Raw genomic sequence first — 21,057 nt, 5'->3', positions numbered from 1 at the left:
GGCGGTGCGATCGGCCCCCGGCCGATCCGACCGCCCGATTCAGAAGCCGGCTCAAAGGCGATCTCGCACGCCCCGCCGGAGGCGGGGCCAAATCACAGCGCACCGGCGATCTTGGGCACGACCTCCTTCAGCCCGTACGGCACCGATAGCGCCGAGGGGAACGCCAGCGCGATCGCCGTAGTCAGGTCGAGTGCGACGTACGAGCCGCGGCGCACGGCGGGGAGCTGCTGGAACAGCGGCAGTGCCTCGGTCTGCGCGCGGCTGCCTGGCGTGGTGTAGGTGAGCACGAGGACGTCGGCGTCGATGAGGTCCAGGCGTTCCGGGCTGATCTGCGAGCGGCCCGGGATCGAGGTCTGGGGCAGCGACGTCACCTTCGGCGAGAGCACCAGGCCCAGCTGCGCGAAGAACAGGGCGGACGCGTCCTGGGCGCTGCTGATCGTGGTGATCGTGCCGTCGCCGGTGACCGGGCCGATGGTGAACGTGCGCCCGGCGAAGCTCGGGTTGGCGTCCTTCGCGGCCTTGATCTGGGCCTCGACGTCGGTCACGAGATTGTCGGCCGCGTCGACCCGGCCCAGCGCCGTGGCGACGCGGCGCGTGGTGACCTGCCAGGTGTCCTTGTTGTACCCCGAGGCGGACGACAGCGTCGGGGCGATCGCGCTGAGCGTCTTGTAGTCCTGGGCCAGTGTGGACCGGTCGGTGCCGAGGACCAGGTCGGGCTTGAGCGCGGCGATGCGCTCGAAGGGCAGCTGAGTGTCGACGAACAGCTCCGGCGGGTGGGCGCCCGCCTTCGCCTTGAGCCACGGAGACATGCCGCCCGGCAGGAACTTGCCCAGGTCAGGGGTGATGAGCGGCACGACGCCGAGCGCGACGGCCGCGTCGGAATCGCGGTACTGGCCGACCGATACCACGCGCTGCGGCGGCCTCGGGATCGTGGTGGTGCCCTCGACGCCCTTCACGTCGACCGGGAAACCCGGCGCGGACGGGCCGCTCGGCGAAGCCGCCTCTCCGGTGCTCGAACAGGCCGCCAGTGCCAGTCCCGCCGACACCCCCGCTGCGGCTTTGAGCACCCGACGCCGCCCCACCAGGCCAGAAGTCATGCGGGGATATTAGGTAAGCATTGCCTACTCTGGCAATGCGTCAGCGGCGCTTCGCGGCGAATCCGGCTGCGAGCCCCATCACGGTCAGCAGCACGCCCACGCCGAGCAGCAGCCACGCGCCCAGCGCCGGCCGGATTTCGGCGGAGGGGAACACCTCGGCTGCCGCCGGCAGCGTCCGCACGAGGTAGCGCACGGCGATGCCGCACACGATGAGCCCCGGCAGCGCCGCGAACGCCAGCGGCTCGTCGCTGTGCCGCCGCAGCGTGACCCACGCCAGCGCGAACGCCGCGGCCATCGCCACCGCGCACACGAGCCGCAGCGCCAGGCCGAGCTCCGGGCCGGGGGCGATGTCGGTCAGCCGGTCGGACAGGGCGTGGGCTGTCGGCATCACGAGGGCCACCACGCCCGCCACCGCGGTGGCGGCCACGACGACCGCCCGCGTCCTGCGCAGCGACCCACCGCTCACGACACCTCCACCAGGCCCGGGGACCCGAGTCTACGGGCGTCGGCACCGGTTCCACTGCCTCCGGACGGACGCTTGTGGACGGTGCCGCTCACCGGAAACCCGGCCCGTCCGGTCAGGTCAGCGGCCGGCCTTCACGAGGTCCGCGCACTTCTCGCCGATGGCCATCGTGGTGATGCACGGGTTCACGGTCACCAGGAACGGCATCACCGACGCGTCTGCCACGCGCAGGCCCTCGACGCCGCGCACGCGCAGTTGGGCGTCGAGCACCGCGTCCGGGTCGCCGTCCGGGCCCATCCGGGCGGTGCACGCGGGGTGGTAGACGGTGTTGTGGGTCTTGCGCAGGTAGTCGGCGATCTCGTCGTCGCGCACGCAGTCGCGGCCCGGTGAGAGCTCGACGCCGGCCCACTCGTCCAGCGCCGGCTGCGCGGCGATCTCACGGGCCAGCTTCACGCCGTGGGTCATCACGCGCATGTCGTGCTCGTCGGTGAAGTAGCGCGGGTCCACGCGGGGCTTGTCGCGGAAGTCGCGCGTGCGCAGGCGGACGGTGCCGCGCGAACGGCTGCGCGTGACGTTCGGCGTCAGGCAGAAGCCGTTCTCCGTGGTCGGGTAGCCGTGGCGCAGAGTGTTCATGTCGAAGGGCACCGAGCCGTAGTGGAACATCAGGTCCGGCCGGTCCAAACCTTCCTCGGTGCACGTGAAGATGCCGATCTCCCACCACTGCGTGGATTCGGTGACCATCGGCTGCAGCGCGTCCCACTGGACCAGGCCCTCGGGGTGGTCCTCCAGGTTCGAGCCGACGCCGGGGGCGTCCACGAGCACGTCCACGCCCACCTCGCGCAGGTGCCCGGCGGGCCCGATGCCCGAGAGCATCAGCAGCTTCGGCGTGTCGATCGCGCCGGAGCTCACGATCACCTCGCGCCGCGCCGTCACGGTCGTGTGGTGGATCAGGTCGGGGTGCTGCAGCTCGACGCCGGTGCAGCGGCGGCCGTCGAACAGCAGCCGCTTGGCCCGCGCGCCGGTGCGCACCTCGAGGTTCTCGCGGGTGCCCAGGATCGGGTGCAGGTATGACACCGAAGCCGAAGATCGCACGCCGTCCTCGCGCGCGTTGATCTGGAACCAGTTCGCGCCGTGGGTCACCGTCTTGCCGGAGTTGAACTCCGTGGTCGGGATGCCCGCCTGCGCGCACGCCGCGAGCATCGCGACACCCGCCGGGTCGTGCGGCGGCACGGACCGGATCGTCACGGGTCCGGAGCGGCCGTGGTGCTCGCCGGGGCCGTCGTTGGTCTCGAGTCGTTGGTACAGCGGGAAGATGTCGGCGGCCGACCAGCCCGGCAGGCCCAGCGCGGCCCACTCGTCGAGGTCCTCGGCCGGCGCCCAGAACGCGATGCACGAGTTGTGCGAAGAGCACCCGCCGAGCACTCGGGCGCGGGCCTGGCGGAGGTAGGAGTTGCCGGCTTCCTGCGGCTCCACCAGGTAGTCCCAGTCGTAGCCGGATTCCAGCAGCGCCATCCAGTTCGTCAGCTCGAGCACGGCGGCGTCGTCCACATCGGACGGTCCGGCTTCCAGCAGGCAGACGGTGACGTCCGGGTCCTCCGAAAGTCTCGCCGCCACCACCGAACCCGCCGTGCCACCGCCGACCACCACGTAGTCGAACTCGTTCACCGGGACTCCTCCTTCTGAGACGACGGCACCGAGGCGTGGCCGGCCAGCACCCCGATGCGGTGGCGCTGCACGAACCAGTAGTAGGCGAACCCGCCGGCCGCGAACACGCCGACGAACAGCACCGAGCTCCAGCGCAGGTACCAGTGGAACGGCGGGGCCGCGTTGTAGATCTCCGTGCGCGGCCACGCGAGGTTCACGGTCATCCCGATGCCCCACAGCACCGCGAGCACGTTCACCGGCAGGCCCCAGCGCCCGAGCGAGAACCGGCCCGCCGCGCTGTCCTTGCGCGGCCAGCCGCCGCGCAGGCGCTTGATCAGCATCGGGACCGTCACCAGCAGGTAGGCCAGGTAGATCAGGATGATCGCGAGGCTCGTGACCGCCGAGAAGATCTGCGACGAGTTGATGTTCACCAGCAGCAGCGCGATCGCGATCACGCCGATCACGATCGCGGGCAGCACCGGCGTGCCGGTCTTCTTGCTCACGCGCGCGAGGCGCGAGCCGCCTGGCAGCGCGTTGTCGCGCGCCATCGCGAACGCGATGCGGATCGCTGCCGTGTGCACGGCCAGCACGCACACGGTGATCGCGATGAACACCACGAACAGGAAGATCCGCCCGATCGCCGGACCGAGCGCGTCGGTGAGCACGAACTGCAGGCCGACCGTGCCGAGCTCCGGCGCGTGGATGTTGCCGACGGCCATGAGCGCGAACAGGATGATCAGCCCGCCGAGCAGGAACGACGCCACGAGCGCCCGCATGATCGCCTTCGGCGCGTTGCGGTGCGGGTCCACCGACTCCTCGCCGAGCGAGGCCGCCGTGTCGAACCCGTACATCACGTAGGACGACGCGATGGCCGCGATGAGGAACGCGCCGAGGTAGCCGCCTGCGTGCCCGGCGCCGGTGCCGTTCGTCTCCGTGACCACGCCGGGACCGCGCACGAAGTGGAACGCCAGGAACACCACCAGCAGCACCGCGAACAGCAGCTCGATGAACACGCCCGCGCTGTTGATCCGCGCCATCAGCTTCACGCCGAACGCGTTGACCAGCGTGGTGAACACGATCAGGAAGGTGGCCAGCAGCACGCCGTTGGCCGCGTCGCTGGAGCCCGACCCGTCGCCGATGAACTGGAAGAACGAGGTGATCTGCGGCAGCGTGCGCTGGTACGCCAGCGCCGTCGCGGAGATGGACACGATCGAGGCCAGCAGCATCATCCAGCCCGCCAGCCACGCCACGTGCCCGTTGCCGAGCTTCTTCGCCCAGTTGTAGACCGACCCGGCCACCGGGTACTGCGCGGCCAGCTCCGCGAAGCTCAGCGCCACCATGAGCTGGCCGGCGAACACCATCGGCCACGACCACCAGTACGCTGGGCCGCCTTGCGAGAGCCCCAGGTAGGAGAGCTGGAAGACGCCCGTGAGCACCGAGATGTAGCTGATGCCGGCGGCGAAGGTGTGGAAGCTGCCCAGCGTTCTCTTGAGCTGGTTGGTGTAGCCGAACTCGCCGAGTTCCTGATCGCTGGTGTCCGTGTTGCCACGGCCGCCGGTGTCGGTGCTCACGGGCGCTGGTCCTTTCGGTGGTTCTCGATCGGACTAGGGCTTCAGGGCGCTTCTTCAGCGCGCGGGTGTCAGCCGGCGAACCACTTCTGCGGGCCGGGACGCAGGTTCTGGTAGATGTGCTTGGCCTCCGTGTACTCGGCCAGGCCCGTCGGGCCGAGCTCGCGGCCGAAGCCGGACTGCTTGTAGCCGCCCCACTCCGCCTGCGGCAGGTACGGGTGGTAGTCGTTGATCCAGACCGTGCCGTGGCGCAAGCGGTTCGCCACGCGCTGTGCCTTGGCCGCGTCGTTGGTGAACACGCCGCCGGCCAGCCCGTAGTGGGTGTCGTTGGCGATGCGCACGGCGTCGTCCTCGTCGGTGAAGGTCTCGACAGTGAGCACCGGTCCGAACGACTCCTCGACCACGGCGTGGCTGCCCTGTGCGACGTTGTCGAGGATCGTCGGCAGGTAGTAGAAACCGTTCTGCAGCTCGGGGTCGTCGGGCCGCTTGCCGCCGGTCCGCAGCACCGCGCCCTCAGCCAGGGCCGTGGCGACGTAGCGCTCGACCTTTTCACGGTGGGCGGCCGAGATCAGCGGTCCGGTCTCGGCGTGCTCGTCGAACGGCCCGCCGAGGCGGATCCGCTCGGCGCGGCGCACCAGCTCGTCGACGAACTCGTCGTGCCACTCGCGCTGCACGATCAGGCGCGCGCCCGCGGAGCAGACCTGGCCGGAGTGCAGGAACACGGCGGTGAGGGCGTAGTCCACGGCGGTCTCGAAGTCGGCGTCGGCGAACACCACGTTGGGGTTCTTGCCGCCGAGCTCCAGGGCCACCTTTTTCACCGTCGCGGCGGCGTTGGCGGCGATCACGCGGCCGGTGGCCAGGCCACCGGTGAACGAGACCAGGTCCACGTCCGGGTGCTCCGAAAGCGGCGCGCCGGCTTCCGGGCCCGCGCCGAGCACCAGGTTGGCGACGCCGCCGGGCAGGCCGGCCTCGGTGAGCAGCTTCATGAGCAGGATCGACGTGTGCGGCGTCAGTTCGCTCGGCTTGAGCACGAACGTATTGCCCGCGGCCAGCGCGGGCGCGACCTTCCAGATGGTCTGGAGCAGCGGATAGTTCCACGGCGTGATGAGCCCGCACACACCCACCGGTTCGTGCACGATCCGGCTGAACGCGTCGGCGCTGCCGGTGTCGACCACGCGGCCCGCGTCGTTGGCCGCGAGCTTGCCGAAGTACCGCAGGCAGGCGGCGATGTCGGCCATGTCGTAGCGGCTCTCCACCAGGCGCTTGCCGGTGTCGAGCGATTCGGCGCGGGCGAAGGTCTCGGCGTCGCGGTCGAGCAGGTCGGCCGTGCGCAGCAGCAGGTCACCGCGCTGAGCGGCGGGCGTTGAGGGCCACGGGCCGGTGTCGAACGCGCGCCGGGCAGCGGCGATCGCGGCCTCGGTGTCCTCGCGCGTGGCCTCGGCCACCTCGGCGACCGGCGACCCGTCGGCCGGGCACCGGATTTCGCGCCGGCCACCCGCCTTCGCGTCCACCCATTCGCCGCCGATGTACAAGTCCGCCATGAGGTCCTCTCGATCTTGGTCCGGTTCGGATTATCGGGGCCACTCGCGGTAGCCGCGACTTGGCCGAAGACTCCATGTTCACACCCGACCGTGGAGTTGCGCGGGGCCTCGGCGTGTGATCCGGAACGCGGGCGGCGCGGCGGTGGTGGCGCGGATCCGTAGACTGGCCCGAACTGGCGGGAGCGAAGGGAACCAGGCGAGGTGGAGCTGTGACGATGCTGGACTCCGTACACGGACCGGCGGACCTGAAGCGCATGAGCGTCGAGGACCTCGACGAGCTGGCCGCCGAGATCAGGGATTTCCTCGTCGAGAAGGTGCGGCGGTCCGGGGGTCACCTGGGCCCGAACCTGGGTGTCGTGGAGCTCACGCTCGCGCTGCACCGGGTGTTCGACTCGCCACGCGACGCGATCGTGTGGGACGTCGGTCACCAGGCGTACGTGCACAAGATCGTGACGGGCCGGCACACCGAGTTCGACAAGCTGCGCCAGCTCGGCGGGCCGACCGGGTACCCGTCGCGCGCCGAGAGCGAGCACGACCTGGTGGAGAACAGCCACGCGTCCACCGCGCTGTCCTATGTGGACGGCCTGGCGAAGGCGTTCGAGCTGTCCGGCGGTGCCCCGCGCCACGCCGTGGCGGTCGTCGGCGACGGCGCCCTGACTGGCGGCATGTGCTGGGAGGCGCTGAACAACATCGCGGCGAACCGGGACCGCCCGGTCGTGATCGTGATCAACGACAACGGCCGCTCCTACTCGCCGACCATCGGCGGGCTCGCCGACCACCTCGCGGCGCTGCGGCTGCAGCCCGGTTACGAGCGCCTGCTCGACGGCGGGCGCGAGATCCTGCGCAACACCCCCGTGGTGGGCAAGCCGATCTACGCCGCGCTGCACGCCGCGAAGGCCGGCATCAAGGACGCGCTGAGCCCGCAGGTGATGTTCTCCGACCTGGGCCTGAAGTACCTCGGCCCGGTCGACGGCCACGACCTGGTGGCGCTGGAGAAGGCGTTGCAGAGCGCCCGCGCGTACGGCGGCGCCGTGATCGTGCACGTGGTCACCGAGAAGGGCCACGGCTACGCGCCCGCGGTGAACCACCAGGCCGACCAGATGCACCAGACCGACCCGATCGACCCGGAGACCGGCCTGCCGCCGGTGAAGGGCCCCAGCTGGACCGGCGTGTTCGGCGACGAACTGGCGAAGATCGGCGCCGAGCGCGAGGACGTGGTGGCGATCACCGCCGCGATGCTGCGCTCCACCGGCCTGGAGAAGTTCTCCGAGAAGTTCCCGGACCGCTGGTTCGACGTCGGCATCGCCGAGCAGCACGCCGTGACGTCGGCGGCGGGCCTCGCGATGGGCGGCTACCACCCGGTGGTGGCGGTCTACTCCACGTTCCTCAACCGCGCGTTCGACCAGGTCCTGATGGACGTGGCGCTGCACCGCCAGCCGGTGACGTTCGTGCTCGACCGCGCCGGCATCACCGGTCCCGACGGCCCCAGCCACCACGGCATGTGGGACCTCTCGCTGCTCGGCATGGTGCCCGGCATGCGCGTGGCCGCGCCGCGCGACCCGGGCACGCTGCGCGAGGAGCTACGCGAGGCCGTCGCCGTACAGGACGGCCCGACCGCGCTGCGCTTCTCCAAGGGCACCGTCGGCGCCGACCTGCCCGCCGTGGAACGCCTCGGCACGGTCGACGTGCTCCGCCGCCCTCGCGAGTCCTGCACCCCTGATGTGCTGCTCGTCGCCGTCGGCTCGTTCGGCAAGCTGGGCCTCGCGGCCGCCGACCGCCTGGCCGACCAGGGCATCGGCGTCACGGTGGTCGACCCGCGCTGGGTCGTCCCGGTACCGGCCGAGCTGGTCGCCCTCGCGGAACAGCACAAGCTCGTGGTGACGGTCGAGGACAGCGGCCGCCACGGCGGCTTCGGCTCCGCCCTGGCCGCCGTCCTGCGCGACGCCGACTGCGACGTCCCGCTGCGCGACCTGGCCGTGCCGCAGAGCTTCCACGACCACGGTTCGCGGGACGAGGTGCTGGACCGGGTCGGACTGACCGCCCAGGACGTGGCGCGCCGGATCACGGAGTGGGCGTCGGGTCGGTTGGGCGTGGTGCAGGATGTACCGGCGGAGAATCCGCGGGGCTGAGTTTTCTCTTTTGTGCGAACGGCGGGTCCCTTCGTGAAGGGGCCCGCCGTCGTTTTTTGTTGTCGCAGCGACAAAGGGGGTGCGGCCGGGCGCTGCTTGTCAATCGGGTGCGAGAGTGATTGTGCCGCCACCGGTTTGGCGTACCAGTGCGGCAATCGGCTCATTACACGGGCTCGTTCGGGTCCATTTCACGGTCCGCCCGTTGCTTTCCCCAAAATGCTTCTGCCAGGGTCTTCTGGCTGGGTCGGCGAGGACGCGGAAGCACCGGGGAGATGCGAATGCGGGTCGTTGCGGTCATGAACTACAAGGGCGGCGTGGGAAAAACGACGCTGACGGCGAACCTCGGCGCGGTGGCCGCCGCCCGGGGCTTGCGGGTGCTGCTTGTCGACCTGGATCCGCAGACCAACCTGACGTTCTCGTTCTACTCCGTCGCCGACTGGCAGGAGCGGCTCAAGGACGGCCGCACGATCAAGCAGTGGTACGACGGCGAGATGCCCGGCCGGGACGTCTCGCTGGCCGACCTCGTCGTCACGCCGGAGCGGGTGAACAAGGCCCTCGCCGGCACCGGCGGGCAGCTCGACCTCATCTCCTCGCACCTCGGCCTCATCGACATCGATCTCGAACTCGCCGCCCGTCTCGGCGGCGCCACGACGCTCGACGGGTCGAAGCGCAAGTTCCTCGACCTGCACGGCTGCCTGCGCAACGCCTTGCAGGACAGCCAGTTCCAGGAGTACGACCTCGTGCTTATCGACTGCGCGCCGAACTTCGGCCTCGTCACCAAGACCGCGATCGTGGCCAGCGAGCAGATTCTCGTGCCGGCCAAGGCGGACTACCTGTCGACGCTGGGCCTGGACTACCTCTATGGCAACTGCGACTCCCTGGTGAAGCAGTTCAACGACTTCGCCAACCACAACCGCAGCACCCAGGACCAATGGCCGATCGACCCGCAGTTCCTGGGCGTAGTCTTCACCATGGTCCAGATCTACTCGCAGCAGGTCACGCTCGCGCAGCACGGCTACATCGAGCAAGTGCGCCTGAACTCGCAGGTTCCCCTGCTGGAGAACAAGGTCCGCAACAGCCCGCGCCACTTCGGCGACGCCGGCGAGAGCGGCGTTCCGGCGATGGTGCGCACGTCCGCGGCGAAGGACGAGGTCGTGCGGGAGTTCGATCTGCTCGCCGATGAGATCCTGGGCGCGCTCGAGCTGACGCAGGCTGGTGCTCGGTGACCGAACTCAAGCCGCTCGTTGCCCTGCAGGCTCAGCTGTTCGCCTTCCTGGTGCAGCAGGACGAAGCGACCTTGCAGGCACTCGCCTCCGGAGAAGCGCGGTTGGCCGTCGTCGACGCTTCCGGTGTGCCGAGCGCGGCACCGCCGGCCAATTCGCTCGCCGAGCCACTCAGCGAATCCGAGCGGCTTCTGCGCGAACTCTCGGCGCTGACCACCGAAGACGAACGCCGGAGTCACTTGGTCGCGCGCGACCCGTCGAAGCGGACGATGCAGGACGTGGCGAAAGCGCTTCGGATAAGGCGGTACAGCCACCTCACCATCGCGAAACTCGTGGATCTTCTGGCTCGCCACGGCGTTGCGCAAGCCGAAACACCCGTCGGTGAAACCGAACCTCGACGAGTTCGGCAGGATCCCGCTCCACCGGCCGAACCGCGGAGGTCGCCGGCCGAAGTCGCCGCGATCGTCGTGCGCTTGCGGGAAGCCGAGAACGACGAAGAGGGCGCCGAGTACCTCCGCACGCAGCAGCTCGACCGGGCGAGCCTGCTCGCAGTCGCCGCGGCCTTGCAACTCACCCGCGTGGAGCGCTTGAGCCGCACCGAACTCGAGAAGAAGGTGCTCAACCAGGCGATCGGCGCCCGGCGCAAGTTCGCCGGGCTGCGGAGCTGGTGAGCACCGGTGGTCGAGGTAGCTGACGACACGACCGGCGGCCGCTCGATGTATCTGCTCGGTGGTCGCCGTGTCATGGTTTCGGACCTGCTGAGCGCCGGATTGATCGAGCCCGGCACCAAGCTGCAGTTCAAGCGCGCGCGCATCGGCGCGACGTTCGACGCGACGGTGACCGAGGAGGGCCGCATCAGGCTGGAGCCGAGCGGCAAAGAGTTCCGCTCGCCGTCCCGGGCGGCCATGGTGGCCGCCGGTATGCGTGCCGTCGACGGCTGGCGGGCGTGGGTGGTAGTCGGCCAGGAAAAGCTGCTGGACGCCGTCCGCCAGGAGCTGCTCGACCAGGCGATCAACGCCGAGGCGGCCAAGGCTCACCAGGAGTCCGAAGATCAGCGACGCCAGGCCGTCCACGAGCGGCTCCGGCAGGCCCGCGTCCGCGCAGACGAGAACAAACCCGAGAAGATCTCCGTCCGGGAGCTCCTGGGTTTCTGGGGTGCGAAGGACCGTGGCGACCAGGTCAGCCAGATCGAAGCGGACCTGGCCAACCACGGTCTGGTGACCTCGCCCGGTTTCCGGGCGGTCACCCTCGACACGTTCGTGGAGTTGAGGACGCCTCCCGAGGACACCACTGCGGAGGCCGCACCCGAGGAAGACATCCCAGCCGGCGAGGACGACGAGGGCGACAGCGACCTGGACGTCCGCCTCACACTCGGCAACCTGACCGAGCTGGACGGCGTCGAGTCGGTCAGCCCGAACAGCACGCTCGAAGAAGCGATCACCAAGATGATCCTCAGCGACGTTTCCCAGCTCGCTGTGCTCAACGGTCCCCGTAACCTCCGCGGCGCGATCACTTGGCGATCGATCGCGGAAGCGAGACACCGCAAGCCCGACGCTGCTCTCGCCGACGCCGTCGACTCCAGCGCACAAGCCCTGCCGTACGACCGTGACCTGTTCGAAGTCCTCCCGGTGTTGCAGGAACACAAGTTTGTGTTCGTGCTGGACCAGAAGCAGGCGATCTCGGGCGTGGTCACCACGACCGACGTGGCCCGGTACTACGGCGAACTGTCCACACCGTTCGTCCAGCTCGGTGAGCTCGACCTGACGTTGCGGTGGATCCTGGACCGCGTTTTCGACCTCCCCACGATCCAGCCGTTCTGCACACGGAAGATCGACAGCTTCGACCAGCTCACGTTCGGCGACTACCAGAAGATCCTGGGCAGCAAGGAACTCTGGCCGAAAATCGGCTGGCCGTTGGACCGCGCGGTCTTCGTCGGGCATCTGGACGAGATCCGGCTCATCCGCAACAAGGTCATGCACTTCCACCCCGACCCCGCGTCCCCGGAGGCCGTCGACAAGCTCCGCCGGTTCAACAAGATGCTGCACCGGTATCGCGAGCTGCTCTAGCCGGTCGTCTCTCGGTCGCACCACCACGACAGCCGTGTCCGTTGCGACAGGGCCCCTCGACGAAGGTCGGGACCTGGGTCACCCCTTCTCCAGGTGGGTCGGGGCGAACATCTTCAGCACGGCGGGCAGCACGACCAGCGACGGTCCCGGCGTCCGCAACGCCTTGGCCACGTCGGCGCCCACGGAATCGAGAGTGGACAGCACAGCCGGAACCCCGAACGACTTCGCCAGCGCCACGAAGTCGGGCCGCGCCAGCTCGGTCGCGGTCGTCTCGCCGAACGCGCCGGTGAGGTACTCGCGCAGGATGCCGTAACCGCCGTCGTCGATCACGAGCCACGTGACGTCGAGGCCGTGCTGCTTCGCGGTGGCGAGCTCGGCCAGGCCGTACATCGCGCCGCCGTCGCCGGAGACGGCCAGTGTGGGGATGCCCGTGGCGGCCGCACCGAGCGCGCCGGGCAGGCCGTAGCCGAGGCCGCCCGCACCCTGCGCGGTGTGGATCGGCGCGCCGTCCGGCTGCCACGCCGACCACGCCCAGTAGGCGGCGATCGTCATGTCCCAGAACGTCTGCGTGCCGTCCGGCACCGCCGCGCGGAGGTCGTCGACGAGCTTGCGTTCCGCCGCCAGGTCCTGACTGTCCAATCGCGACTCGACGCGGGCCAGCAGGTCCTCGACGGTGGCTTCGGCGCGTCCGTCCGCTGCTCTCGGGGGAACTTCCAGCGCCCGCAGGAACAGCCGCACGTCGGCGTGGATGCCCAGCGCGGGGTAGTTCGACTCCAGCTTCCCGAGGTCGGCCTCCACCTGGATCACCCGCCCGCGCGGCGCGAACTCGCGGTAGTTGCTCGACAGCTCGCCGAGCCCGGAGCCGAGCACCAGCAGCACGTCCGCGCCGGCCAGGAACTCCGTGGTGTGCCAGTCCTCCAGCCACGAGCGCGCCGAAAGCTCGTGGTTCCACGGGAACACGCCCTTGCCGCCGAACGTCGACACCACCGGCGCCCGCAGCGCCTCGGCGAGTGCCTGCAATTCCGTGCGCGCACCGGATCGCAGGGCGCCACCGCCGGCGAGAATCACCGGATTCTCCGCCGCGGCCAGCAGCCGGGACGCTTCCGCCACCAGCTCCGGCAACGGTTCCAGCGGCACCGGCGTCGCCGTCACGTCGTGCAGCGTCGGCAAAGAAGCCGGCGCCAGCAGCACGTCCTGCGGGATCTCCACCCACACCGGCCCGTACGGCGCGGTTGCCGCCGCCGTCCACGCTTCGCGCAGCGCCGTCGGGATCTGGCTGACGGTCCGGACCACGTGCACCGACTTCACGACGTCGCGAAAGCTCGCCTGCTGGTCCGGCAGCTCGTGCAGGTAACCGTGCCGCCCGCCGCCGAGCCCGGCGAGGGGGATCTGGCTGGAGATCCCCAGCACCGGCACCGACGCGGCGCGCGACTCCTGCAAGGAGGCCAGCGTCAGCAGCGCACCCGGGCCGGTCGACACGATCATCGGCGTCACCGGCACCGGGCCGCGGGGGTCCGCGGCCAGCCGCGCGCGGGCGAACCCGTCGGCGGCGAACGCGAGGTTGTTCTCCACCCGCGAGCTCACCACGCGCACGTCGTCCGCGCGCCGCAGCGCCTCGAACAGCCCCAGCGCGTGCTGGCCCGGCAGCCCGAACACCGTGTCCGCACCGAGCGCCCGCAGCGTCTCGACGACGACGTCGCCCCCGATGCGCGTCATTCGCTCTTCTCCAGCGCCAGCAGGCTCACGAGGTCGTAGGCCACATGCGAGGCCGCGATGGCGGTGATCTCGGCGTGGTCGTAGGCCGGGGCCAGCTCGACGACGTCGGCGCCCACCAGGCGTAGGTCGCGCAGCCCGCGCAGGATCTCCAGCAGCTCGCGGCTCGTCATCCCGCCTGCCTCGGGCGTGCCGGTGCCGGGTGCGTGCGCGGGGTCGAGCACGTCGATGTCCACCGAGATGTACAGCGGGCGGTCGCCGATGCGCTGCCGCAGCGCGTCGACGGTCTCGTCGATGCCGCGGCGCAGCACGTCGCCGGAGGTGACGATGCCGAAGCCGAGCCGGCGGTCCTCCTCGAGGTCGCGCTTGCCGTACAGCGGGCCGCGCGTGCCGACGTGCGAAAGCGCTGCCGTGTCGAGGATTCCTTCCTCGACGGCGCGGCGGAACGGCGTGCCGTGCGTGTAGGGCTCGCCGAAGTAGGTGTCCCACGTGTCGAGGTGCGCGTCGAAGTGCAGCAGCGCGACGGGACCGTGTTTCTTCGCCGTCGCCCGCAGCAGCGGCAACGCGATGGTGTGGTCGCCGCCGACCGTCACGAGCCGCGTGCCGCCGGCCATGAGCGCCTCGGCGTCCTGCTGCACCTTCTCGATCGCTTCGCCGATGTGGAACGGGTTCGCCGCGATGTCCCCCGCGTCCACGACCTGCCGCTCGGCGAACGGCGACACGTCCAGCGCCGGGTGGTACGGCCGCAGCAGCCGGCTCGCCTCGCGCACGGCGGCGGGACCGAAGCGCGCGCCCGGCCGGTACGACACGCCGGAGTCGAACGGGACGCCGACCACGGCGACGTCGGCGCGCTCCACCTCGTCGATCCGCGGCAGCCGCGCGAAGGTCGCGAAGCCGGCGAAGCGCGGGACACGCGACGAGTCGAGCGGGCCGATCGGGGGCAGGTCACTCACTGCGGTGTGCTCCTCGTGGTTGGGGTGTTCAGGCCTTCGCGGCGGCCGGGGTCTCCGCTGCCGCTTTCTCTTCGTCTGCCGCGGAACCGTTCAAGCGCCGCGTCCAGACCGACAGGATGGCTTCGGAGGTGCGCGGCGTCGCGAGGCTCACCGCGACGTACACGATCAGGCTCGCGCCGAGGCCCCAGTAGATCGGGCTGTTGGCCGCGACCCCGTCGATGATCATGAACGCGACCACGAACCCGGTGCCGGCCACCATCGACGCGTACGCGCCCTGGCGCGTGCCGCGCTTCCAGAACAGCGCGCCGAGGATCGTGACCAGCAGGCCGCCGACGAGGATGTCGTAGGCGATGGTCAGCGCGTTGACGACGTCGTCCACGACCATCGCGATGCCGATGGCGACGATGCCCAGGACCAACGTGGTGACGCGGTTGCGCAGCACCTCGCCGCCCTTGAGTCCGATCTTGCGCAGCAGGTCCGACGTCGTCGTGGTGGCGCACGCGATCAGCGCGCCGCTGGAGGTCGACATGAGCGCCGACAGCGCGGCGGCCAGCACCAGCCCGCGCACGCCGGTCGGCAGCAGGCGTTCGGCGATGGTGGCGAACGCGTCCTGCGCGCTGCCGAGGTCGGGGTAGAGCACCTTCGCGGCGGTGCCGATGAGCGCGCCGGCCACGCCGTAGACGAGGCAGTAGACGCCGGAGATGATGCCGCCGCCGGTCGCGATGCGCGGGGTGCGGGCGGTGAACACGCGCTGCCAGATGTCCTGCCCGATGAGCAGGCCGAAGGTGTAGATCAGGAAGTACGTGAGGATGGTTTCGCCGCCGATCGAGGTGAACTCGAAGTAGGTGGCGTCGAGCTTCTCGGCCATCCCGCCGAAGCCGCCGGCGGAGACGAGGGCGATCGGCAGCAGCACGAACAGGATGCCGATCGTCTTGATCACGAACTGCGCGATGTCGGTGAGCGTGATCGACCACATGCCGCCCAGCACCGAGTAGAGCACCACGATCGAGCCGCCGATCGCGATGCCGGCCCAGCTCGGGATGGCGAACAGGACCTTGAAGATCGACGCGAACGCCAGCGTCGAGGTCACGGTGAGCATGAGCGTGTAGCCCCACATGACGACCCCGGACACGGCGCTGGTGCGGCCGCCGTAGCGCAGGTCGAGCATCTCGCCGACGGTGTACACGCGCAGCTTCACCAGCCGCCGCGCGAACACCGCGTGGAGCACGAGGATGCCGACGCCGATCGTGACCACGAGCCACGCGCCCGAGACGCCGTAGGTGTAACCGAGCTTCACGCCGCCGACCGTGGACGCGCCGCCGAGCACGACGGCCGACATCGTGCCGGAGTACATGAACCAGCCCAGCCGCCGGCCCGCCACGAGGTAGTCGGACTTCGTCTTCGCCAGGCGCAGGCCGATCCAGCCCACTCCGATCATGCCCGCGATGTACAGCGCGATCACCGCGTAGTCGCCGCCCACGGGGTCCTCCTCGGTTCTCTGCGGGGTTGTTCGGGCCACCGTAGGTTCGTGCACCACCGCTCCGGCATGGGACGATCCGGCCAAGAACCGTCGGAAGCGGGGATGAAATGACCCAGAAGCTCGAGCACGAGTCCGTGGAAGTGAATGTTCCGTTACGGACGGTTGTCGGCAACCCGGAGCTCGCGCTCGACGTCGTGAGGGAGACTTTGCGGCCGGGTGCGCTCGACGCGCCCGTGCGCTGGGCCCACGTGAGCGAGCTCGACGATCCCGCGCCCTACCTGCTCGGCGCCGAGCTGGTGCTCACCGCCGGGGTGAACCTGCCGCGCGAGCCCGGGCACTACGTCCGCCGCCTGCGCGACGCCGGCGTGACCGCGCTGGGCTTCGGCCTCACGCCGACGGTGTCGGAGACCCTGCCGGAGCCGCTGCGCGACGCGTGCGTGCGCCACGGCCTGCCGCTGGTCGTCGTGCCGCCGCGCACGCCGTTCCTCGCGATCAGCCGAGCCGTGGCCGTCGAGCTCGCCGAGGCGGGGCAACGCGAACAGCGCCGGACGGCCGTCGCGCGTGAGGCCCTCACGCGCGCTGCGGGCGACGGCATGGGGGCGCTCGTGACGGCGCTGGCCGAGCGGCTGCGGGGCTGGGTGGCGCTCGTCGGGCCCGCGGACGCGCTCGTGGCGGGCCACGATGCGCCGCAGCCGTTGCCGCGCGAAGTCACGGACCTGCTCACGACGTTGCGCGCGGGCACCGGCATCCGCAGTGCGACCACCGAGCTGCCCGACAGCACGTACGTGGTGGCGCAGCCGGTGTACCCGCAGGCGACGGCGGCGCACCTGCTCGTGCTCGGGCGTCGCCGCCGGTTCGACGGTGGTGACCGCGCGATCCTCGCTGTCGGCGCGGCTTTGCTCGGGCTCGTCGGCCGCGCCGGGTCCGACACCGCGCAACTCGGCGCGGCGGCCACCGGGCTGTTGCTCGGGCAGGGCGGCGTGGACGTGCTGACGACATTGCTGGGCACGGGGGAGTGCCGGCTCGTGGCCGGGGTCGCGCACCGCCGGGGCCCGGACGAGGTCGCCGTGCGCCACGACTGGCTGCGCGCGCGGCTCGACACCCCGCTCGTGCAGGTGCTGCCCGGGCCGCGGTTCCTGGCGGTGGTGGGTGCGTCGCCGGAACTCGACGGCTTGCGCGAGCACGGCTGGCTCGCGGTGGCCGGGTCGCCCGTGACCGCGGACGGGCTGCCGGGCGCGCTCGCGGAGGCGGAGCTGCTGCTGGCCCGGGCGCAGGCCCTCGGGCGCCCGGTGGCGGCCGCGGATCCGCTGGGTTTCGACGCGCTCGTCGCGCCCGGTGCCGCGGCGGGGTTCGCCGAGCGGGTGCTGGCGCCGTTGCGGGAGGTGGACCGCGCGCAGGACCGGGAGCTGGTGCCGACGCTGCGCACCTGGCTCGCGAACCACGGCGGCTGGGACCGCACGGCCGCCGAGCTCGGGGTGCACCGCAACAGCGTCCGGCACCGGATCGGGCAGGCCGAACGGGCGCTCGGCGTGGATCTTTCGGACCCGGAGACGAGGATGCGGCTGTGGTTCGCGTTGCGCTGGTCGTGACGCCGGCTCGACGTTCGCCGTGAGCTGCGCGTGAGGTGGCCCGGAGTGTCCATTCAGGTCTCTCAGGTGCTCTCAGGAAACTGTGGGATTGTGGTCTCGTGCGTGTTCTGGTAGTCGAAGACGAAGAGCCCTTGGCCGACGCGATCGCCCGCGGCTTGCGCCGTGAGGGCATGGCGGTGGACGTCGCGTTGACCGGTGACGACGGGCATGAGAAGTCGTCCGTCACCCGATACGACGTGGTGCTGCTCGACCGCGACCTGCCCGGGATGTCGGGCGACGAGCTGTGCCGCGAGATCGTCGCGTCGGGCGAACTCACGCGGGTGCTCATGCTCACCGCGAGCAGTTCCGTCTCCGACCGGGTCGACGGGCTGTCCCTCGGTGCGGACGACTACCTCGCGAAGCCCTTCGCGTTCCCCGAGCTGGTCGCCCGCGTGCGCGCGCTCGGCCGCCGCGCGACGCCGGCCGCGCCACCGCTGCTCACGGCGGGCGACGTGGAGCTGGACCCGGCGAAGCGCATCGTGCGCCGCGCGAGCGGGCCGATCGACCTGACGCGCAAGGAGTTCGGCGTGCTCGAGGTCTTGCTGTCGGCCTCGGGTTCGGTGGTCAGCAGCGAGGAGCTGCTGGAGCGGGTGTGGGACGAGAACGCCGACCCGTTCACCACGACGGTGCGGGTGACCGTGATGACCTTGCGCAAGAAGCTGGGTGAGCCGGGGATCATCGAGACCGTGGTGGGCTCGGGCTACCGCGTGCCGGTCGCGGAGGCCGGCGCGTAGTGAACCTGCCCGGCACACGCAGCCTGCGGGCCCGGGTCACGATCCTCGCGACCGTGCTGGTGGCCGCGGCCGGGCTGCTCCTGCTGTGGCTGGCGTGGTCGCTCGTGGGCGACGCGGTGGACGCCGTGCCGCACATGCCGCCCGGCACGATCGTGCGCGTGGACGGGGTCGACGTCGACGCGTCCACGCTCGCGCAGCACCTGCGTACGCACGCCGTGAATCGGGTGCTGATCTTCGGCTCGCTGGCGTTCTGCTTCGTCGTGGCCGCGGCGGCGATCCTCGCGTGGACCTTCACTTCGCGCGTGCTGCTGCCGCTGCGCGAGATCACCGGCACCGCGCGGCGGCTGTCGGTGGAGTCGATGGGCGAGCGCATCGGCGACATCCGCTCGCGCGATGAGCTGGCGGAGCTGGCCCAGACCTTCGACGACATGCTCGACCGCCTGCAGGCCGCGTTCGACGCGCAGCGCCACTTCGTCGCCAACGCGAGCCACGAGCTGCGCACGCCGCTTTCGGTCATCCGCACCGAGCTCGACGTCACGCTGTCCGACGAGGAAGCCGACGAGGCAGAACTCCGTCGGATGGGCGGCGTGGTCCGCGACGCCACGGACCGCGCGGGCCAGCTCGTGAACTCCCTGCTGCTCCTGGCCCGCACCGACGGCGCCGGCCTGGTGCTGCGGGAGCCGGTGGACTTGGCGGTGCTCGTCGGACGCGCGTGGGCGGCTGTGCGCGCGGAGGCATCGGCGCGTGGCCTGCGCGCCGAGTTCGCCACGGCGGCCGCCCCCGCCTTCGGCGACCCCGCGCTGCTCGAACGCATCGCCGGCAACCTCGTCGAGAACGCCGTGCGCCACAACGTCGACAACGGCTGGCTCGAGGTCACCACGACACCTGGCCTCCAGTGGTCCACGCTGCGCGTGCGCTCGTCGGGCGGCCTGCTGGACCCGGCGGCTGTGCCGGAGCTGTTCGAACCCTTCCGCCGCGCCGGCGTCGCCCGCACCGCCCGCTCCGGCGCGGGCCTTGGCCTCTCGATCGTCCGCGCCGCCGTCCAGGCCCACGGCGGCGCGATCTCCGCGGAACCCGTGGTGGGCGGCGGGTTGACGGTGACGGTGCACCTGCCGTCGGGTCCGCAAGGAGTTCCCGCCCGGTAACGTTCCCGCGCGCCGCGCTGATGATCGTGCGTGGGGATTCGCTTGTGGCGCTGGTTGGCGCCTGTTTTCGTGGCCGCGCTCGGCGCGGGCGTCGGCTTGGCCTTCGTGGTCGGCATGGCCGTGCGGCCGGATCCGCTGCCGATCGACCGCACGCCGGTGCCGCTCGCCGCGCACCAGCCGTGCCGGGATGTGCAGGCGTACTTCGACACCGACGAGCAGATGCGGCGCGCGGCCGCCTCGTTCCACGACGATCCCGACGCGCGGCTGGTCTTCGTCGAGACCAAACGCGAGTCCTTCCTCTCTCTGCGCGACGGCTTCAAGGACCATCCGGAGATCCTGAACGGCCTGGGCGGCGAGGAGAGCTCGCCCGCGGTGGTCACCGTCGTGCCGCCGCCCGCCACCGACCTCGTCGCCTACACCGCCCGCCTGAAGACCCGCTTCCCGGACGCGCAGGAGGTCTACTCCCTCGACGTCAACGCCTTCAACGAGAAGTTCGGCAAACCTCGCGACGCCCCGACCTGCCCGCGTGCGGGCGAGTACTGACGGGGACCGGTCCCGGCCGCGTGGGTGATGATCGGATGATGGGGATGCGTATCTGGCGCTGGCTCGCCCCGGTGCTGGTGCTCGCACTGGGCGCGGGCGTCGGGCTGGCGTTAGTAGTCGGGGCGGCCGTGCGGCCGGCTCCGCTGCCGGTGGATCGCACACCGGTGCCGCTGGCAGGGCATCGGCCGTGCGCGGCCGTTCAGGTGTTCTTCGACGCCGGTGTGCCCGGGCGGGATCTCGACCAGGAGATGCTCAGGGCCGCCGCCGCGCTCGCCGACGACCCGAAGGCGCGGCACGTGTACACCGAGACCCAGGCCGAGGCGTGGGTGCGCTTCCAGCAGCTGTTCAAGGACGACCCCGATCTGCTGGCCCAGGCAGGCCCGGAGAACATACCGGCCTCGGTGACCGTGATCCCCGTGCCAGGCACCGACCTCACCGCCTACGCGACAGAGCTCGGCAAGCGGTTCCCGACCGCGAAGAACGCCCAGCCCTTCGACGTCAATGCCGTCCGCCAGAAAGTGGAGCCGGACAAAAGGGGCCCGGCCTGCCCGCGCGCGGGAGAGTTCTGACGGGTCAGGAAGAATCGGCGCATGGGGATTCGTTTGTGGCGCTGGCTCGCGCCGGTTCTGGTGGTCGCGCTCGGCTTGGGCGCAGGTGCCGCGTTTTTGGTCGCCGGAGCCGTGCGGCCCATGGTGTTGGCGGCGAACCGGACATCGCCGCCGACAACCGGACATCAGTCTTGCATGGCCGTGCAGGTCTACTTCCGCGACGACGACGCGATGCGGAGCGCCGCCGCCGTGCTCCGGAACGACCCGAAGGCCCGCCGGGTCTACCTCGACACCCAGGCCCTGACCTGGATGGAGTTCAAGAAGATCTACCAGCAGGATCCGGCGAAAATCGCCGCGACGAGTGAGAGCGCCATGCCGGCGACGGTGGCCGTGCTTCCGGTGCCGGGCACCGACCTCAACGCTTACGCCGCGGAGTTGAAGCAGCGGTTCCCGGACGCGCAGAAGACAAAGACGTTCGACCTCGAGGCCGCGCAGGAAAAGTACGCCCCGGAGGCACAGGGCGACGTCTGCGCGTAAGCGCCGAACCGGGGCGGCCGTCCACACAGGACAGCCGCCCCGAGA

General features: G+C 70.8%; 18 protein-coding genes. 10 read left to right on the top strand and 8 right to left on the bottom strand.

From position 1 onward, the window contains the following. Positions 1 to 92 precede the first annotated feature (92 nt). The 5 genes from ABZU76_RS41915 to ABZU76_RS41895 form a co-directional block, all read right to left on the bottom strand. Complete coding sequence (locus ABZU76_RS41915; RefSeq protein WP_354880959.1) at positions 93 to 1,097, bottom strand: ABC transporter substrate-binding protein; 1,005 nt, start codon at positions 1,095 to 1,097, stop codon at positions 93 to 95. A gap of 40 nt (positions 1,098 to 1,137) precedes the next feature. Next, positions 1,138 to 1,563: a hypothetical protein gene (locus tag ABZU76_RS41910; RefSeq protein ID WP_354880956.1), complete on the bottom strand. Its 426-nt coding sequence runs from the start codon at positions 1,561 to 1,563 to the stop codon at positions 1,138 to 1,140. A 117-nt stretch (positions 1,564 to 1,680) separates the two neighbouring features. Next, entirely contained in the window at positions 1,681 to 3,225 is a 1,545-nt protein-coding gene (locus ABZU76_RS41905) for a GMC oxidoreductase (protein ID WP_354880953.1), read from the bottom strand. Continuing rightward, positions 3,222 to 4,775: an amino acid permease gene (locus ABZU76_RS41900; RefSeq protein ID WP_354880950.1), complete on the bottom strand. Its 1,554-nt coding sequence runs from the start codon at positions 4,773 to 4,775 to the stop codon at positions 3,222 to 3,224. The genes ABZU76_RS41905 and ABZU76_RS41900 overlap by 4 nt, the downstream gene beginning before the upstream one ends. A gap of 68 nt (positions 4,776 to 4,843) precedes the next feature. Then, entirely contained in the window at positions 4,844 to 6,313 is a 1,470-nt protein-coding gene (locus ABZU76_RS41895) for an aldehyde dehydrogenase family protein (RefSeq protein WP_354880947.1), read from the bottom strand. A gap of 209 nt (positions 6,314 to 6,522) precedes the next feature. Between ABZU76_RS41895 and dxs the strand changes: the two genes are divergently transcribed. From dxs to ABZU76_RS41875, 4 genes are all read left to right on the top strand, one after another. Further along, positions 6,523 to 8,442, top strand: a complete 1,920-nt coding sequence (gene dxs, locus ABZU76_RS41890) for a 1-deoxy-D-xylulose-5-phosphate synthase (RefSeq protein WP_354880944.1) — start codon at positions 6,523 to 6,525, stop codon at positions 8,440 to 8,442. A 278-nt stretch (positions 8,443 to 8,720) separates the two neighbouring features. Continuing rightward, positions 8,721 to 9,668, top strand: a complete 948-nt coding sequence (locus ABZU76_RS41885; RefSeq protein ID WP_354880941.1) for an AAA family ATPase — start codon at positions 8,721 to 8,723, stop codon at positions 9,666 to 9,668. Further along, positions 9,665 to 10,336, top strand: a complete 672-nt coding sequence (locus ABZU76_RS41880; protein ID WP_354880938.1) for a hypothetical protein — start codon at positions 9,665 to 9,667, stop codon at positions 10,334 to 10,336. Before ABZU76_RS41885 ends, ABZU76_RS41880 begins: the two co-directional genes overlap by 4 nt. 6 nt (positions 10,337 to 10,342) lie before the next feature. Continuing rightward, positions 10,343 to 11,731: a CBS domain-containing protein gene (locus ABZU76_RS41875; RefSeq protein WP_354880936.1), complete on the top strand. Its 1,389-nt coding sequence runs from the start codon at positions 10,343 to 10,345 to the stop codon at positions 11,729 to 11,731. A 78-nt stretch (positions 11,732 to 11,809) separates the two neighbouring features. Here ABZU76_RS41875 and ABZU76_RS41870 read toward each other — a convergent pair whose 3' ends face one another. Genes ABZU76_RS41870 through ABZU76_RS41860 form a run of 3 tightly spaced genes read right to left on the bottom strand, consistent with a single transcriptional unit; the run spans position 11,810 to position 15,877 of the window. After that, entirely contained in the window at positions 11,810 to 13,447 is a 1,638-nt protein-coding gene (locus ABZU76_RS41870; protein WP_354880933.1) for a thiamine pyrophosphate-binding protein, read from the bottom strand. Further along, complete coding sequence (gene speB, locus ABZU76_RS41865) at positions 13,444 to 14,397, bottom strand: agmatinase (RefSeq protein WP_354880930.1); 954 nt, start codon at positions 14,395 to 14,397, stop codon at positions 13,444 to 13,446. Before speB ends, ABZU76_RS41870 begins: the two co-directional genes overlap by 4 nt. Positions 14,398 to 14,425: 28 nt before the next feature. After that, positions 14,426 to 15,877 carry a sodium:solute symporter gene (locus ABZU76_RS41860; RefSeq protein WP_354880927.1) on the bottom strand — a complete coding sequence of 484 codons (1,452 nt, stop codon included), beginning with the start codon at positions 15,875 to 15,877 and terminating at the stop codon, positions 14,426 to 14,428. Positions 15,878 to 15,984: 107 nt separating this feature from the next. On the opposite strand from ABZU76_RS41860, the gene ABZU76_RS41855 reads away from it, so the two are divergent. The 6 genes from ABZU76_RS41855 (at position 15,985) to ABZU76_RS41830 (ending at position 21,012) form a co-directional block, all read left to right on the top strand. Next, a complete protein-coding gene (locus ABZU76_RS41855; protein WP_354880924.1) occupies positions 15,985 to 17,466 on the top strand; it encodes a PucR family transcriptional regulator ligand-binding domain-containing protein in 1,482 nt (493 codons plus the stop codon). A gap of 98 nt (positions 17,467 to 17,564) precedes the next feature. Continuing rightward, positions 17,565 to 18,239, top strand: coding sequence for a response regulator transcription factor (locus ABZU76_RS41850; protein ID WP_220238356.1), 675 nt, complete (start codon positions 17,565 to 17,567; stop codon positions 18,237 to 18,239). After that, the gene (locus tag ABZU76_RS41845) at positions 18,239 to 19,384 is read left to right on the top strand and encodes a HAMP domain-containing sensor histidine kinase (protein ID WP_354880921.1); all 1,146 of its coding nucleotides are present in this window, start codon (positions 18,239 to 18,241) and stop codon (positions 19,382 to 19,384) included. The genes ABZU76_RS41850 and ABZU76_RS41845 overlap by 1 nt, the downstream gene beginning before the upstream one ends. Positions 19,385 to 19,414: 30 nt before the next feature. After that, positions 19,415 to 19,927, top strand: a complete 513-nt coding sequence (locus tag ABZU76_RS41840; RefSeq protein WP_354880918.1) for a hypothetical protein — start codon at positions 19,415 to 19,417, stop codon at positions 19,925 to 19,927. 44 nt (positions 19,928 to 19,971) lie between these two features. After that, entirely contained in the window at positions 19,972 to 20,496 is a 525-nt protein-coding gene (locus ABZU76_RS41835) for a permease-like cell division protein FtsX (RefSeq protein ID WP_354880915.1), read from the top strand. 174 nt (positions 20,497 to 20,670) lie between these two features. Continuing rightward, a complete protein-coding gene (locus ABZU76_RS41830) occupies positions 20,671 to 21,012 on the top strand; it encodes a hypothetical protein (RefSeq protein WP_354880912.1) in 342 nt (113 codons plus the stop codon). The last annotated feature ends 45 nt before the right edge of the window (positions 21,013 to 21,057 follow it).

The sequence above is a fragment of the Amycolatopsis sp. NPDC005232 genome, assembly GCF_040607795.1.
Classification (GTDB): domain Bacteria; phylum Actinomycetota; class Actinomycetes; order Mycobacteriales; family Pseudonocardiaceae; genus Amycolatopsis.
Note: the sequence above shows the minus strand (reverse complement) of the source record. Positions and strands in the feature narration are given on the sequence as shown.